General features: G+C 68.3%; 11 protein-coding genes, 1 tRNA gene and 1 other RNA gene. 4 read left to right on the top strand and 9 right to left on the bottom strand.

What is annotated here, in order from left to right:
* Nucleotides 1-114: 114 nt before the first annotated feature.
* The 5 genes from QM019_RS11515 to pta all read right to left on the bottom strand — a co-directional run bounded on the left by QM019_RS11515 (nt 115) and on the right by pta (nt 8,452).
* On the bottom strand, nt 115-1,386 hold the full coding sequence (locus QM019_RS11515; protein ID WP_125106811.1) for an aspartate kinase: 1,272 nt from the start codon (nt 1,384-1,386) through the stop codon (nt 115-117).
* A gap of 78 nt (nt 1,387-1,464) precedes the next feature.
* Complete coding sequence (gene recR, locus QM019_RS11510; protein WP_125106810.1) at nt 1,465-2,061, bottom strand: recombination mediator RecR; 597 nt, start codon at nt 2,059-2,061, stop codon at nt 1,465-1,467.
* Nucleotides 2,062-2,063: 2 nt separating this feature from the next.
* Nucleotides 2,064-5,054, bottom strand: a complete 2,991-nt coding sequence (locus QM019_RS11505; RefSeq protein WP_282853101.1) for a DNA polymerase III subunit gamma and tau — start codon at nt 5,052-5,054, stop codon at nt 2,064-2,066.
* 64 nt (nt 5,055-5,118) lie between these two features.
* Nucleotides 5,119-6,309 carry an acetate/propionate family kinase gene (locus tag QM019_RS11500; RefSeq protein WP_282853100.1) on the bottom strand — a complete coding sequence of 397 codons (1,191 nt, stop codon included), beginning with the start codon at nt 6,307-6,309 and terminating at the stop codon, nt 5,119-5,121.
* Between the two features lie 28 nt (nt 6,310-6,337).
* A complete protein-coding gene (gene pta / locus QM019_RS11495) occupies nt 6,338-8,452 on the bottom strand; it encodes a phosphate acetyltransferase (protein WP_282828242.1) in 2,115 nt (704 codons plus the stop codon).
* Nucleotides 8,453-8,551: 99 nt separating this feature from the next.
* Here pta and ffs point away from each other — a divergent pair.
* Together ffs and QM019_RS11485 are read left to right on the top strand one after the other, a co-directional pair.
* Nucleotides 8,552-8,648: signal recognition particle sRNA small type (ffs, locus tag QM019_RS11490), an RNA gene on the top strand.
* A 66-nt stretch (nt 8,649-8,714) separates the two neighbouring features.
* On the top strand, nt 8,715-9,260 hold the full coding sequence (locus tag QM019_RS11485) for a cysteine dioxygenase family protein (protein WP_282853102.1): 546 nt from the start codon (nt 8,715-8,717) through the stop codon (nt 9,258-9,260).
* Here QM019_RS11485 and QM019_RS11480 read toward each other — a convergent pair.
* Nucleotides 9,257-10,612 (bottom strand): Na+/H+ antiporter family protein, encoded by a 1,356-nt coding sequence (locus QM019_RS11480; protein ID WP_282853099.1) that lies wholly within the window; start codon nt 10,610-10,612, stop codon nt 9,257-9,259. The two genes, QM019_RS11485 and QM019_RS11480, sit on opposite strands and share 4 nt — an antisense overlap.
* A 110-nt stretch (nt 10,613-10,722) precedes the next feature.
* On the opposite strand from QM019_RS11480, the gene QM019_RS11475 reads away from it, so the two are divergent.
* Together QM019_RS11475 and QM019_RS11470 are read left to right on the top strand one after the other, a co-directional pair.
* A complete protein-coding gene (locus QM019_RS11475; protein WP_282853098.1) occupies nt 10,723-11,643 on the top strand; it encodes a cation diffusion facilitator family transporter in 921 nt (306 codons plus the stop codon).
* A gap of 135 nt (nt 11,644-11,778) precedes the next feature.
* Nucleotides 11,779-12,495 (top strand): YceI family protein, encoded by a 717-nt coding sequence (locus tag QM019_RS11470; RefSeq protein WP_282853097.1) that lies wholly within the window; start codon nt 11,779-11,781, stop codon nt 12,493-12,495.
* Between the two features lie 198 nt (nt 12,496-12,693).
* Here the strand turns inward: QM019_RS11470 and QM019_RS11465 are convergent.
* The 3 genes from QM019_RS11465 to QM019_RS11455 form a co-directional block, all read right to left on the bottom strand.
* Nucleotides 12,694-12,778, bottom strand: a tRNA-Ser gene (locus QM019_RS11465).
* A 68-nt stretch (nt 12,779-12,846) separates the two neighbouring features.
* Nucleotides 12,847-13,653, bottom strand: coding sequence for an LPXTG cell wall anchor domain-containing protein (locus tag QM019_RS11460; protein ID WP_282853096.1), 807 nt, complete (start codon nt 13,651-13,653; stop codon nt 12,847-12,849).
* Nucleotides 13,654-13,861: 208 nt separating this feature from the next.
* Nucleotides 13,862-15,307 (bottom strand): hypothetical protein, encoded by a 1,446-nt coding sequence (locus tag QM019_RS11455; RefSeq protein WP_282853094.1) that lies wholly within the window; start codon nt 15,305-15,307, stop codon nt 13,862-13,864.
* Nucleotides 15,308-15,529: the final 222 nt, after the last annotated feature.

Raw genomic sequence — 15,529 nt, 5'->3', positions numbered from 1 at the left:
TTGTAGTTCTGGCACCGCCAGAACTACAAAAAACGACCACTCAACCCCCTAGGCGCACTCGTGGGAGCGCGGCGTGCGTGCGGTGCGATGTGCGGGCGCGCGGGCGCAGCGGCGTTAGCGGCCGGTGCCCGCGTAGACGACGGCCTCGGAGTCGCCGTCGAGACCAAACGCGGTGTGGATGACGCGCGCCGCCTCAGGCACAACATCCGCGTTCGTGATGATCGAGATGCGGATCTCGGAAGTCGAGATCATGTCGATGTTGATACCCGCGGTCTTGAGCGCGTCAAACAGCGTCGCTGAGACACCGATGTTCGTGCGCATGCCCGAACCGACGAGCGAGACCTTGCCGATCTGGTCGTCGAAGCGCAGCGACTCGAAGCCGAGCGTCTCGCCGTTGCCCTCGAGGGCTCGCAGGACCTGCTCGGCCGAGGTCTTCGGCAGGGTGAACGAGATGTCAGTCACGCCGTCATTCTGCGTCTGCACGTTCTGCACGATCATGTCGATGTTCGCGCCCTGCTGGGCGACGATGTTGAAGATCGCAGCGGCCGAGCCCGGAACATCCGGAACACCAACGACGGTGATCTTCGCCTGGCTGAGGTCGTGCGAGACGCCGGCGATCGAGGCTTCTTCCACTGCGTACTCCTTAGAAGTTTCGGGGTTGTAGACGACGGTGCCGGGGTCGCTCGAGAACGACGAGCGCACGACGAGTGTGACGCCCTGGCGGCGCGCATACTCGACGGCACGAATGTGCAGCACCTTCGCGCCGCTGCCCGCCAGCTCGAGCATCTCTTCACTCGAGATGTGGTCGATCTTGTGTGCCTTCGGCACGATACGCGGGTCGGCAGAAAAAATGCCGTCGACGTCGGAGTAAATCTCGCACTTGTCGGCGTCGAGCGCTGCCGCGAGCGCGACGGCCGTCGTGTCGGAGCCGCCGCGGCCGAGGGTCGTGATGTCGCGGGTGTCTCGGTTGAAGCCCTGGAACCCGGCGACGATCGCGATCGCTCCCTCGTCGAGCGCCTCGCGCACGCGCACCGGCGTGACGTCGACGATGCGGGCGTCGCCGTGCTTCGCGTCGGTGATCATGCCCGCCTGGCTGCCGGTGTACGAGCGGGCGTCGTAGCCCATCGACTTGATCGCCATCGCGAGCAGCGCCATCGAGATGCGCTCGCCCGTGGTGACGAGCATGTCGAACTCGCGCGGGTCGGGAATCGGCGTGATCTCGTGTGCAAGGTCGATCAGCTCGTCGGTGGAGTCGCCCATCGCCGAGACGGTGACGACCACTTCATTGCCGGCACGCTTCGTGTCGACGATGCGCTTCGCGACGCGACGGATGCTTTCGGCGTCGGCAACCGACGATCCGCCGTACTTCTGCACAATGAGGCTCACAGGGGCTCCCTTCCGCGCGGCTGCGCACCATCGGCCAGCTTAGCGGGTCGGATGCGCGCGGCGGCGCTGTGGATACAGCTAAGAAATGACGCGTCGGCCCGCGAAGGCGCGCCCGAGCGTGACCTCGTCGGCGTACTCGAGGTCGCCACCGACCGGCAGGCCGGATGCGAGGCGGGAAACCTTGAGCCCGACCGCTTTGAGCAGGCGCGAGAGGTACGACGCGGTGGCGTCGCCCTCGAGGTTCGGATCGGTCGCGATGATGACCTCGACGACGTCGCCCGTCTCGAGCCGCGGCATGAGCCCGCGGATGTTCAGCTGATCTGGGCCGATGCCGTCGATCGGCGAGATCGCGCCGCCGAGCACGTGGTAGAGCCCCTCGTACTCGTTCGTGCGCTCGATGGCGCCGACGTCCTTCGGCTCCTCGACGACGCAGATGAGCGAGCGGTCGCGGTTCGGGTCGCCGCAAATGATGCAGACGTCCTGCTCCGCGACGTTGCCGCAGTACTTGCAGAACTTCACCTTGTCGCGCACCTCGAGCAGGATCTTCGCGAGCCGCGACACGTCGAAGTTCTGCGTCTGCACGATATGGAACGCGATTCGTTGCGCCGATTTCGGGCCGACGCCGGGCAGGCGCCCGAGCTCATCGATGAGGTCCTGAACAATTCCCTCGTACATGCCTAGTACTCCTCTGGCGGCGCTTCGAAGTCGTCGGGCGCCTCATCGAACGGGCCCGACGGCCCCGGCAGGGCCCGCAACTCTTCGCCGACGAAGCGCGCACCGAGCCGTTCACGAATAACCGACTCACCGTAGCGCTCCTGGCCCGCCGCGAGCGCAGGATGCTTCGGTGCGGCGGGTTCCTCGGGCTCAGGTTCTGGTTCGGGCTCGGCGACGGGCTCGGGTTCGGAGCCGGGCACCGCGACGACGTTCCAGCTCGGCGCCGCGGGCGTCTGCTGGCTCTCGGTAGGCGCGGCACCACTTGTCTCGGCGCTGGCCGTCTCGGCCCGCGGCGCTCGCCCTTGGCTGGGTTCGGCCTGCGCGGATCGGCCTTGGCCGGGTCCGGCCTGCGTTGCGCGGCCCTGGCCGGACGCAGCCTGACCAGCCCCGGCGGTTTCGGGTTGCGCCGACGATGCGGGCACCGGGTCGACGGGGTTACGCACCTCGGTGCCGGGCGCCGCGTGCAGCGTCGCCTCGGGCATCGCGACCGGGGTCGCGTCGTGCTCGCGCTCGCTCGCGTCGGTCGCGGCGACCTCTTCGATCGAGTGCCCCTCGCTTGCCACCTCGGGCGGGGAGCTCGCGCGAGCGTTCGCGTCGGATGCCCGCGTCGCTTCGGAGCCCGGGGCATCCGGGGCGTCGTCGGGCGCGGCATCAACCGGGTCGACGGTTTCAGGTGCCACGTCGTTGGCCTGTCCACCGCTGCCGGCCCCACCGGCGTCGTTCCGCTCGGGGCCGGTCGCAAACTCGTCCCAGGCCGAGCCGGGGCCGTCGTCGGCGACGCGCGGCTCACCGGGAATCGGCGCGACGTTCCACGTGGCCGCCCCGCCCGGGTCAGCCACGGGCGCCGGCGTCTGGCGCGGACCGCCTCGGTGGCGCTCCTCGTCGGACGGCGCCGCGGGAGCATCCGTCGCCGGAGCCGCCTGCTCGCGGCCCGGGCTGCGCTCGATCTTCGGGGCAATCTTCATGTCGACGCCGAACACCTCGCGCAGCGCGCGCTTGATGTGGTCGCTCGGCGAAGGCTGGCCGTCGCGCGCCTGGCGCGCCTGGTCAAAGACCGCGCGGTTCGGGAACCACAGCGCGAGCACGCCGTCGTCGTAGCCGAGCGGCTGCAGGCCTCGCACGACCGACCAGGCCGACCGCCCGCCGAGCCGGTTCACGGCCTCGAGCACGCTCGGCCATGCGTCCTGCACTTGACTCGCGTCGGGCTGGCCCGAACCAGCTGCGCTCGCGGACGCCGAGCCTGACTCGGCCGATGTCGGTGCGGATGCTGCGGGCTGGTTGGTTCGCCAGGGCTCGGGCGCCGCGGGTCGATCGGCCCGCGCACGCTCGGCGGGTGCGTTTGCCGGCGCCTGTCCGCGCGCTTCGTGCTGCAGCCCCGAGTCACGCGAGGTAGCAGCATCAGGTGCCTGCGCCGCCGCGCGCGATGGCGCCGATTCGTGGGAACGCGCATCGTCTGCCGCCTGCGACGACTGACGTGAGCCGTCAGCATCGGGCGCTCCAGTGGGCGCGGAAGCCGGCGCACCGTCAGTCACGCCCGGCGTTGCCCACGCCGCCTTGGCTGCCTCTGCCGCCGACGCCTTCGGCGCCTCCGGCTCGGGGCTGCGCTGGGGAGCCCGCTCCGACTCGCGCTGCTGCGCGGGCCGCTCGTCCTGCGGCGTCCGCGTCGGTAATGCGGCCTGCCCGCGCTCGGGCTCGACCGCGGGCCTACCGCGACCCGGCGCATCCTGCCGCCCGGGCGCACTCTGGCCACGCGCTTCCTGCTGACCACGCGCATCCTGCTGCGGTGCCGCGGCGCGCGAACCGGCCGGCTCGGCGCCCGACTCGGCTGGCGCCTCCGCCTCGGCAAACGCCGCGCGCTGCGCCACGAGCACGCGCGCGATCATCAGCTCGAGCTGCAGTCGCGGCGCGGTCACGCCGGTCATCTCGGACAGCGTCGCGTTCACGGCATCGGCCATGCCCGACAGCGCGCGCGGGGTGAAGCGCGCGGCGTTCGTGTGCATACGCTCGAGCTCGTCCGGCGAGATGCCGCGCAAGACGGCCTCGGCGCCCTGGCCGATCGCCTTCACGACAATGAGGTCGCGCACGCGCTCGAGGAGGTCTTCGACGAAGCGGCGTGGGTCTTGGCCCGACTGAATCACCGAGTCAACCGCGCGGTACGCCGCCGAGGCGTCGCCGTCGGCGAAGGCCGCGATTGACTCGTCGAGCAGGTCTTGCGCCGTGAAGCCGAGCACCTGCGTCGCGAGCTGGTACTGCATGGTCTCGCCCTCGGTACCGGCGATGAGCTGGTCGAGCAGCGACATCGTGTCACGCGCCGAACCACCGCCGGCGCGGACGACGAGCGGCAGCACGCCCGGCTCGGCCGAGATGCCCTCGGCGGCGCAGATGCGCTCGAGGTATTCGAGCATCGGCGCCGGCGGGATCAGCCGGAACGGGTAGTGGTGCGTGCGCGAACGGATCGTGCCGATGACCTTCTCGGGCTCGGTCGTCGCGAAGATGAAGAGCACGTGCTCCGGCGGCTCCTCGACCACCTTGAGCAGCGCATTGAAGCCCTGCGAGGTCACCATGTGCGCCTCGTCGATGATGAAGATGCGGTAGCGGTCGCGGCTCGGGGCCATGACGGCGCGCTCGCGTAGCTCGCGGGCGTCGTCGACACCACCGTGGCTCGCGGCGTCGATCTCGGCGACGTCAAGCGAGCCGCCGCCCTCGCGGCCGAGCTCAACGCACGAGTCGCACTTGCCGCACGGTTCGGGGGTCGGCCCCTCGGCGCAGTTGAGGCAGCGAGCGAGGATGCGCGCCGACGACGTCTTGCCGCAGCCGCGCGGGCCAGAGAAGAGGTACGCGTGGTTGATGCGGCCCGAACGAATCGCCACCGAGAGTGGGTCGGTCACCTGTTGCTGCCCGATCATTTCGGCGAACGTCTCGGGCCGGTATCGGCGATACAGGGCAGCAACCATGCCCTCCATCGTAGAGGTCACCACCGACCCTGGTACCGGGTCATCCACAGGTGCGCCTGTGGCGCTACAACCCCGTCTGCGCGAGCGTCTGTCGCGCGATCTCGACCTCTTCGTTCGTCGGCACGACGAGCACGATCACGCGGGATGCATCGGTCGAGATCACGCGAATGCCGTCGTTCGGCAGCTGGTTGCGCTCAAGGTCGAGCTCGACGCCGAGCCACTCGAGGCCTTCGAGCGTGCGCCGCCGCACCTCGGCCGAGTTCTCGCCGACACCGGCCGTGAAGACGATCGCGTCACCGCCGCCGAGCGTGACGAGGTACGAGCCGAGATAGTGCCGCAGGCGGTGCACATAGACGTCGAGGCCGAGCTGGGCCACCACATCCCCCGCCGCCGCGCGCCGCGTCACGTCGCGCACGTCGTTCGTGCCGGTGAGTCCAAGCAGGCCCGAACGTCGGTTGAGCAGGTCGTCGAGCTCGTCGACCGTGTAGCCCGCCTTACGGTGCAGGTGAAAGAGCACGGCCGGGTCGATGTCGCCGGTGCGCGTACCCATGACCAGGCCCTCGAGCGGCGTCATGCCCATCGAGGTGTCGACCGACTTGCCGCCGTCGACCGCGCAGGCCGAGGCGCCGTTGCCAATGTGCAGCACGGCGGTGCGCAGCGACTCGAGCGGCCGGTCGAGGAACTCGGCGGCCGCCTCCGATACGTACTTGTGGCTCGTGCCGTGCGCGCCGTACTTGCGCACGCGGTTCGCCTCGGCGACCTCGCGGTTGAGCGCGTAGGTGCTCGCGGCGTCGCTCATGGTCGTGTGGAAGGCGGTGTCGAACACCGCGACGTGCGGGATGTTCGGGAACACCCGGCGCGCCCCGCGGATGCCCGCGAGGTTCGCTGGGTTGTGGAGGGGCGCGAGCGGGCTGAGTTCGTCGATGTTGCGCTCGACGTCGTCGTCGATGATGGTCGGGCCGAAGAAGCGGCGCGCGCCCTGCACGACGCGGTGACCGACGGCGGCCGGCGGCGCCGACTCGAGCGTCGGGCCGAGCTCGGCGAAGTTCGCAAGCATCGCCTCGAACGCGTCGTCATGCGAGGCGATGGGCGCTTCGCGCTCGCGCTTGCCGTCGGCATTCGTGTGGCGCACGCTGCCGCTCGGCTCGCCGATGCGCTCGATGAGCCCGGCCGCGAGCGTCGTCTCGGTCGCCATGTCGAGCAGCTGGTACTTCAGCGAGGAGGAACCGGAGTTCACCACGAGCACGATGGTCATGTCTTGCCTTTCGTCGCGGGGCCGCGGCCTACGCGTCTGCCTGCGCCTGGATCGCCGTAATCGCGACGGTGTTCACGATGTCACTCACGAGCGCACCGCGCGAGAGGTCGTTGATCGGCTTGTTGAGCCCCTGCAGCACCGGGCCGATCGCGAGCGCGCCCGCCGAGCGCTGCACCGCCTTGTACGTGTTGTTGCCGGTGTTGAGGTCGGGGAAGATGAACACGGTCGCCCGGCCCGCCACGTCGCTGCCGGGCAGCTTCTTCGAGGCCACCGCCATGTCGGTCGCCGCGTCGTACTGCAGCGGCCCCTCGACGAGCAGCTCGGGCGCGCGCTCGCGAACGAGGCGGGTCGCCTCGCGCACCTTGTCGACGTCGGCGCCGGCGCCCGAGTCGCCCGTCGAGTAGCTCAGCATGGCGACGCGCGGCTCGATGTTGAACTGCTTCGCCGTCTCGGCCGACGAGATCGCGATGTCGGCGAGTTGCTCGGCCGTCGGGTCGGGGTTCACGGCGCAGTCGCCGTACACGAGCACGCGGTCGGCGAGCGACATGAGGAACACGCTCGAGACGATCGACACGTTCGGACGGGTCTTCACGATCTCGAACGACGGCTTGATCGTGTGCGCCGTCGTGTGGGCCGCGCCCGAGACCATGCCATCGGCGAGGCCGAGATGCACCATCATCGTGCCGAAGTACGAGACGTCCTGCACCCGGTCGCGTGCCTGGTCGATCGTGACGCCCTTGTGGGCGCGCAGCCGCGCGTATTCCTCGCTGAAGCGCTCGAGCATGGCCGGGTCCTGCGGTGAGACGATGTGCGCCTCGGCGAGGTCGAGGCCGAGCTCGGATGCGCGGTTGCGGATGCTCGGCTCGTCGCCGAGGATCGTCAGCTCGGCGACCTCGCGCGTGAGCAGCGTCGAGGCAGCCTGAAGGATCCGGTCGTCGTTGCCCTCGGGCAGCACGATGTGCTTGCGTTCGGCTCGGGCGCGCGCGAGCAGGGTGTGCTCGAACATGAGCGGCGTGACCACCTGCGGTTCCGGCACGTCGAGCAGGCCGAGCAGCGCATCCCGGTCGACGTACTCGGCGAAGTCGGCGAGCGCGGTGTCGACCTTGCGGACCATTGAGGCAAGGAAGCGGCCACGAGTGTTCACGATGCGCTGCGCCGTCTCGTAGGTGCCGAGGTTCGTGCGCAGCATCGGCAGCTCAAGGTCGACGCCGCGAATGAGCGACTCGACGATCGGGGAGAACTCGAACGGGCCATTGACGACGAGCGCCGCAAGCGAGGGCATCGTGCGCGCTTGCTGCGCGAGCAGCAGCGCGACGATCGTCTCGGTACGGTCGGCGGCAACCACGACGACGCCCGACTCGAAGGTGCGCTCGAGCACGTGCTCCATCGACATGCCGGCCACCGTGATGCCCAGCACCTCGCGGCCCAGCAGCTTTTCGTCGCCCGAGTAGAGCTCGGCGCCAAGCGCGGCGCGCAGCTCGTCGACACTCGGGGCGTTGAGGACCTTATTCTCGGGCAGGCACCAGACCGGCACCTCGGCGGTGGCTGCGACCTCGGCATCCCGCACTGCCGCCTGCACGCCGGTGCGCACCTCGTCGAGGTGACCTTCGCCGACGCGGTTCACCACGACGGCGAGTAGCTGGGCGTGCTCGGCTTCGAGCACCGGCAACGTACTCGCGGCCACCTGCGCGAGTTCGGCGGGCGTGCGGGGGCTGCGGTCGTCCGGGTTGAGCCCCGTCAGCACAAGCAGCACCGGGGCGCCGAGGTTCGCGGCGACGCGGGCGTTGAAGTCGAGCTCGGCCGGGTTCCCGACGTCGGTGAAGTCGCTGCCAAGAATCACGACGACGTCGCAGCGGCTCGCGACCGCGTCGTAGCGTTGGAGGATCTTCGCCAGCGCCGACGTCGCGTCGGCGTGCACCTCGTCGTAGGTCACACCAACCCCGAGCTCGGGCGTGAGGCCGAGGTTCGGGTCGAGGCGCTCGAGCAGATGCTTGAGGATGTCGTCGCGGGTCGCGCTCTGCGTAACGGGGCGGAACAGACCCACGCGGCCACTGTGCTGCGTGAGGGTCTCGAGCACGCCGAGTGCAACGGCCTGCTTGCCGGAAAAACCTTCGGAAGACGTGATGTAAATGCTCGCGGTCACGGTGTCATCGTAACGACGCCCGGCGACCGGCGGCTGGGCTGTTGCGGCGCATCGGCCCGCCCGACGTGCGCGCCTCCTCGACCGTCAGGTAAACTACAAGTCGGCTCCCCGCGTGGCGCCACCCAGGCCAACTCCCCCAGGTCGGAAACGAAGCAAGGGTAACCAGGCTCTGGCGGGTGCGCGGGGGGTCCTTTACGTTTCCGGTCATGCCAGCGGCGTAGGCTCCTGCTCGTGGGCGACGGCCCAGGAAAGAGCAGTGACTATGACGATTGATGCGGCGGCGGATGCGCGCGCAGAGTTGGTCAGTAAGATCCGCGAGATCGTCGCCCGTGACGAAGCGGCCGCCCCGACCTCGCAGTCCGTCGCCGCCGTGCTCGAGCAGTTCCTCGGCGTGCCCGACCTCGTGCCCGCGTCGGCCCGCGTATCCAACCCCGAGGCCTACCAGCAGAACCTGCTCCACGTCGAGGACGACGGCAGCTTCTCGATCGTCGCGCTCGTCTGGCTGCCCGGTCAGCGCACGCCGGTGCACGACCACATCTCGTGGTGCGTCGTCGGCGTCTACGAGGGCAATGAGTCGGAACTGCGTTACCGCGTCGTCGAGGATGCCGCCGGCGACTACCTCGTCGAGACCGGCACTGGCGTGAACCTGCAGGGCAGCGTCGAGGGCTTCGCCCCTCCCGGCGATCTGCACGAGGTGTGGAACTCGGGCGACGCACTCGCGATCTCGATCCACGTGTACGGTGCCGACATTCGCAAGCTCGGCTCGAGCATCCGCCGCCGCTACGACCTGCCGATGCGCGCGGCTTAGAGCACCATCGCCGCCACCCAACCGGCCGCGAGTAGCGGCAGGTTGTAGTGCAGGAATGTCGGGATCACCGAGTCGCGAATATGGTCGTGCTGCCCGTCGGCGTTGAGGCCGGCCGTCGGCCCCAGCGTCGAGTCGGATGCGGGCGAACCGGCGTCGCCGAGGGCACCGGCCGTGCCGATGATGGCGACCGTCGCGACCGGCGAAAAGCCGAGGGCGAGGCAGAGTGGCACGTAAATGGTCGTAATGATTGGCAGCGTCGAGAACGACGAGCCGATGCCCATCGTGACGACGAGGCCGACGAAGAGCATCGCGAACGCGGCCATCGCTTTGTTGTCGCCGAAGACCTGCTCGACCGCCGTGACCATCGGCGCGACGTCACCCGTCGCATCCATCACCGCGGCGAAGCCTTGTGCGGTGATCATGATGAAGCCGATGAGCGCCATCATGCGCATGCCCTGCGTGAATACGTCGTCGGCTTCACGCCACTTGACGGCGCCGGTGAGCAAGAAGATCGCGAGCCCGAGCAGCGCGCCGACGAGCAGCGCGTCGGCCTGCGCGCCGACCGCGTTCATGATGAGCTGCGTCGCAAAGCAGGCGACGATCGCAAGCAACGAGACGGTCACGCGGTAGGGCGTCGGGTGTGCTTCTTCTTCGACGTTCGCGCCGATGATCGGGAGGTCTTCGTAGTCGCGCGGCTTGCGGTAGCTCACGAACACCGCGACGAGCAGGCCCGCGACCATGCCGAGTGCCGGGATCGCCATCGCGTCCATGACGTTAATGCCCGTGGTGTCGAGGCCCGCCTTGGCAATGTTGCCGAGCAGGATGTCCTCGAGGAAGATCTTGCCGAAGCCGAACGGCAGGTACATGTAGGTCGTCACGAGGCCGAAGGTGAGCACGCAGGCGACGAGGCGTCGATCGATGCGCAGCTTGTTCATGACACTGAGCAGCGGCGGCACGAGCAGCGGAATGAACGCGATGTGCACCGGAATGAGGTTCTGACTCATGACCGACATCGCGAGGATGCCCGTCAGCATGCCGTACTTCGTAATCGTCACGGTGCGGGTCGAGGCGGTCGCGTCCTCGCCCTCGAGTTGGCGGATGAGCGCATCCGCCAACAGCCGCGGCAGGCCCGAGTTCGCGACCGCCATCGCGAACGCGCCGAGCAGGGCGTAGCTCAGGGCGATCTTCGCGCCGGCGCCGAGGCCGTCCTGAAACGCGAGCATCGTACCGTCGAGGCCGAGCCCGCCGACGAGGCCACCCACGACCGCGCCAATAAAGAGGGAGAGCACGACATGCACCCGCGCGAGCGAGAGCGCGAGCATGATGACGACAGCGATAACGACGGAATTCACCGAGACAGCCTACTGGCCCGCGTTCGCGCGGCAGAATCGGGGTGGCCGAACCGCGCGCGGCGCGCTACGCTGAAATATAAGTTATTGCTTATATATTTGCGGAGGATGCGGTGCACGACCACGATCACGGCACGTCGGATGCGGCGGCCCCGGGCCGCTCCCGGCTCGCGATCGCCTTCGGCATCACCGCCACCGTGTTTGTCGCCCAGCTCATCGGCGCAATCTTCACCAACTCGCTCGCGCTACTCGTCGACACGGCGCACATGCTCACGGATGCGGGTGGCCTGCTGCTCGCGCTCGTGGCTGCGAACCTCATGGTCAGGCCCGCGTCGCAGACCCACACGTGGGGCCTGCGGCGGGCCGAGGTGCTCGCGGCGGCCGCGCAGTCGCTCGTGCTGCTCGCCGTCGGCACCTACGCGATCGTCTCGGGCATCGCGCGCCTCTTCGCGCCCGCCGAGGTGCCGAGTGAGGGCCTGCTCGTGTTCGGCATCCTCGGCCTCGTCGGTAATATCGCATCGATCGCCGTTCTCGCGACCTCGCGCAACAACAACCTCAACCTGCGTGCCGCGTTCCTCGAGGTGATCAACGACGCCCTCGGCTCCGTCGCCGTGATCGTCAGCGCGATCGTCATCGCCGCGACCGGCTGGACCACCGTCGACACCATCGCCGGCCTGCTCATCGCCACGCTCATCCTGCCCCGCGCCGTGTCGATTCTGCGCCGCAGCGTGCGCGTGCTCATGGAGGCAGTGCCCGCGGGCCTCGACCTCGACCTGCTGCGGCAGCACCTGCTCGAGAACGACCACGTGCGGCAGGTGCACGACCTGCACGTGACTTCGATCGGCACCGGGCTGCCCGTGCTCACGGCGCACATCGAGGTCGAGCACGAGTGCCTCGACAAGGCGCACACCGAGACCGTGTTGCGCGAGCTGCAGGAGTGCGTGCGCGAGCACTTCGAGGTGCGCATCGAGCACTGCACGTTCCAGCTCGAGCCCGGCGGCTACGGACGCGACGAGTCGCTGCCGCACGCGTAGGCGCAGGAGGCCAGCCCGCATAGGCGACACATGGCATCCGCATAGCCGCGGCGTTTTTCGCTTGCCTATCTTCGATTGCGACGAGAGAAGAGTCCCCCAACCCCGCGGCCACAAGCCGTGCCGACGGTGTTTCGCATGGCTGACGCCACCCGCACCCCCATGAGCCGAGGCAAGAAGGTCACCCTCTGGGTCGTGAGCATCCTCGTAGTAGTACTCGTCGCCGCAGCGCTGCTCGCGCCCACGATCTACCGCGCCGTGTTCGGCGGCAGCAGCGACGTCGCCGCACCCTCGATCTCGCAGACGACCTCGGCCACAACCGCGAGCGGCTCGGACGACGTTTCGGGCGAGTGGAGCGTCGACAGCGGCTATGCCGGCTACCGCGTCGACGAGGTGCTGCAGGGCGACGACGTCACGGTCGTCGGCCGCACCGAAGAGGTGTCGGGCTCATTCACGATCGACGGCACCACTCTCACCGAGGGCACGATTGAGGTCGATGTCGCATCGATCGCGACCGACAATTCGAACCGAGATGACTACTTTGTGAACGACGCGATGGAGGCGAGCACGTACCCCACCGCATCCTTCGAGCTCGCCGAGGCGACCGAGCTGCCCGACGACGTGACGAGCGGCGAGACCGTGTCGGTCGACGTCACCGGAACGCTGACCCTGCACGGCGTCTCGCAGACCGTGACGGCCACACTCGACGTCGTCGTGGACGGTGACACCGCACAGATCGTCGGCACGGTGCCCCTCACCTTCGCCGACTACGGCGTGGATGCGCCGAGCCTCGGCTTCGTCGAGGTCGAGCCGGAGGGCCGGCTCGAGTTCAGCCTCGACGTCACCCAGTCGTAGCGCACACAACAAAATCGAGCCGCGACGTCATCTGCGTCACGGCTCGAAGTGTCTCGCGGGCGGGATGCGGGATTTGCAATCTGCATCGCGAATTGATTGAGGTGGGCATCCCGTATCCGGAGCTTTAGCGGAGGATAGGGGATTTGCAATCTGCATCGCAGATTGATTGAGATGGGCATGCCGTCTCCGGAGCTAATGCGGAGGATGCGGGATTCGAACCCGCGAGGGCTTGCACCCAACACGCTTTCCAAGCGTGCGCCATAGGCCACTAGGCGAATCCTCCAGCTGTGCACGCGAACGTGGCACATCGACCAATCATACAGATCCGCGGGCCGTCCGTGCCACGCAGGGTCAGGCGTTGCGACGTCGCAACAGGATGGTGCCGATCGCGACGATGATCGCCGCTATCGAGAAGACCGCAACGAGGTTGCCATTGACACCGGTATTCGCGAGGTCGTCGGCCTGCGGTGTCGCCGACGGCGTCGGCGCCGACACATCGACGTCGAGTTCTGAGCTCGGCCCGGCGGTCGGGCTCGGCTTCACGGTCGGTCGCGTGCCACTGTCGCCATTCGCGGAGTCCTGGTTGCCTCGGTGGCCCGGCTCGACCGGCACGATGTTGTCGCCGACTTCGCCGCCAGCCTCGGGCGCTCCAGTCGGGGCGCCCGGCTCCTGCCGGATCGGCGCGTCTACCGAAGGCTGCTCTGCCGCGGGCTCCCCCGCTCCAGGATCGGGTGTCGTGCCGCCCGTCTGGACGGGTTCGGTCGGGTCAGGAGTCGGCGTGGGCGTTTCCACCGGCGTCGTCGGCTCTGCGGTTGGCGGCGTGGTGGTCTCGACCGGCGGCGTCTCGCCCGGATCGGGGTCGCTCGTGGGGGTAGCCCCGCCCGTCGGGGAACCGCTCGAGCCAGCGCCGGAATCGCCGGCGCCCGGGGTTGCGCCGGGCTCGGTCGAGACACCGGTGACCGCTGAACCGCTGCTGGGCGACGTCGTCGCACCAGGCTCGTCGGCGACGAGGTTCACGACCGGCTGGGTCTGGTTGATGTCGCTCGTCGGTTCGGCCGCCGAAGCCGGATCGAAGGACAGGCCGACAACCGCGAAGCTGCCGAACACGCCAGCGACCGCAAGAGCGAGTGCGCCGGTGGCACGCCGTGATGCGGGCATGTCGCTATCCAATCTCATCGATCCAGAAAAGGCAAAGTTATCTAATCGATATATTAGCGGGCTTTGAGAGTTTTCACAGTGTTTCGTGCGTCGTAATAAAAATTCTTTTACCCCGCCCCGTCCGGAAACGACGAAGGCGGGATGAAGAGCTCACTCTTCATCCCGCCCCGTCAGGTTCGAGCGTTAGCCGCCCAGACCGCGTGAGCTACTAGCTCTGGCGGCGACGCACGACCATGGTAGTCGCACCGGCGGCGACGAGCACGAGGCCACCGGCAAGCATGCCGAGCAGCGCAGCGTCGTCAGCACCGGTCACGGCGAGCGAGTCGCCGTTGCTACCGCTGTTGTTGTTCGAGGTGTCCTCGTCGTCCGAAGCCGGGATCGACTCCGAGGCGTCCGCGACGACCGAGAACGCGATGGTCTCGGTGACGTCGTCCTGGGTCGCGGTGATGGTGTAGTCACCAACGGGGAGGACCTCGGCCGAGCTGGGCTCGCCGACGTCGTACTGGCCGTTGCCGTTCGTGTCCTCGTAGGTGGTGTAGGTGACGGTGCCGGCGAACTCGCCATTCTCGTCGACCGCGATGTCAGACTCAGGGTCGCCGACCGGCGAGATGACGGTGGTCGAACCGTTCGGCTCGGTCACCTCGATAGTGATCTCAACTCCCGGGGCCCAGCCTGCACCTGCGTAGTTGACGCCCGAGAGCGTCTCGCTCTGGGTGTAGGTGTCCTGCTCGATCGCGAGCGCCGGGGCCTCTTCAGGCGCGTTCTCGGTTGCGGTCGGGGTGGGCTCCTGAGTCTCGGTCGGCTCCGGAGTCGCGGTCGGCTCCGGAGTCTCGGTCTCGGTCGCGCCGATGGTGAACGACACGGTGGCCGACTCGGTGCCGTCGACGTTCTCGATCACAATGACGTAGTCGCCGTCGGTGAACGCGCGGTTGTCGTCCCACGAGATTTCGCCCGAGGTGCTGCCGTTTTCGGCGATGATGTACTCATTACCGTTGGTCGCGGGAACGTCGTGCTCAGCCTCGGGAGCAACCAGGGTCACGGTGTACTCGGCGCCCGGGGTGAAGCCGGCGGCGGCCCAGTTGATGGTGGTGGTGCCCGATGCGAGCGAGTCCTCCGACACGACGACGGTCGGGTCCTCGGCAAGAGCGGTCTCGGTCGGCTCCGGGGTCGCCGTCTCGGTCGGCTCGGGAGTCGGCGTCGCGGTCTCGGTCGGCTCCGAGGTCTCGGTGGCCTGCGGTCCGACGACGAAGGTCGTCGTGAGGGCGCCACCGGTGGCCGGGGTCAGCGTGAGGGTGTAGTCACCGTCGATGAACGCAGAGTTGTCGCTCCACGAGATTTCGCCCGAGGTCGTGCCGTCAGCGTTGACTGCGTAGGCGTTGCCGGCCGTCGGCGGAACGTCGGAGGTGCCTTCCGGTGCGACGAGCTCAACCGTGTAGGTGACACCGGGCTCAAGGCCGGTCGCGGCCCAGTTGACGGCCGTGGTGCCAGACTCCAGCGACGACGAGTCGACGACGAGCTGTGCCTCGACAGCCTCGTCGGTCGCGGTCGGCGTGGTGGTCGCTGCGAATGCCGGCGTGGCGACGGCGAACACGCCACCAGCGGTCAGCGCTGCCGCGGCAGCAGTGGCAGCAATGCGCTTCGAGAAAGCGGTCATCGTTGTCTCTTCTCTTTATTGAGGTTGCGGTTGCGTATGCGCAGATTCTCAGGATTCCCCAACCCTGCACCTGTCCACAGTTTCACAGCCGACACTCAGATGCAACAGATTCGTAACGTAATTGTTTCCAAATGCATCCACGGAATGACTTCCATTATGCGTATGCATCGGCTAAGCGACAGCCGACGCGAAAGTGGCCGGGGCGAATGCCCTGGCCACTTT

Source organism: Gulosibacter sediminis (assembly GCF_030011715.1).
Lineage (GTDB): Bacteria > Actinomycetota > Actinomycetes > Actinomycetales > Microbacteriaceae > Gulosibacter > Gulosibacter sediminis.
Note: the sequence above shows the minus strand (reverse complement) of the source record. Positions and strands in the feature narration are given on the sequence as shown.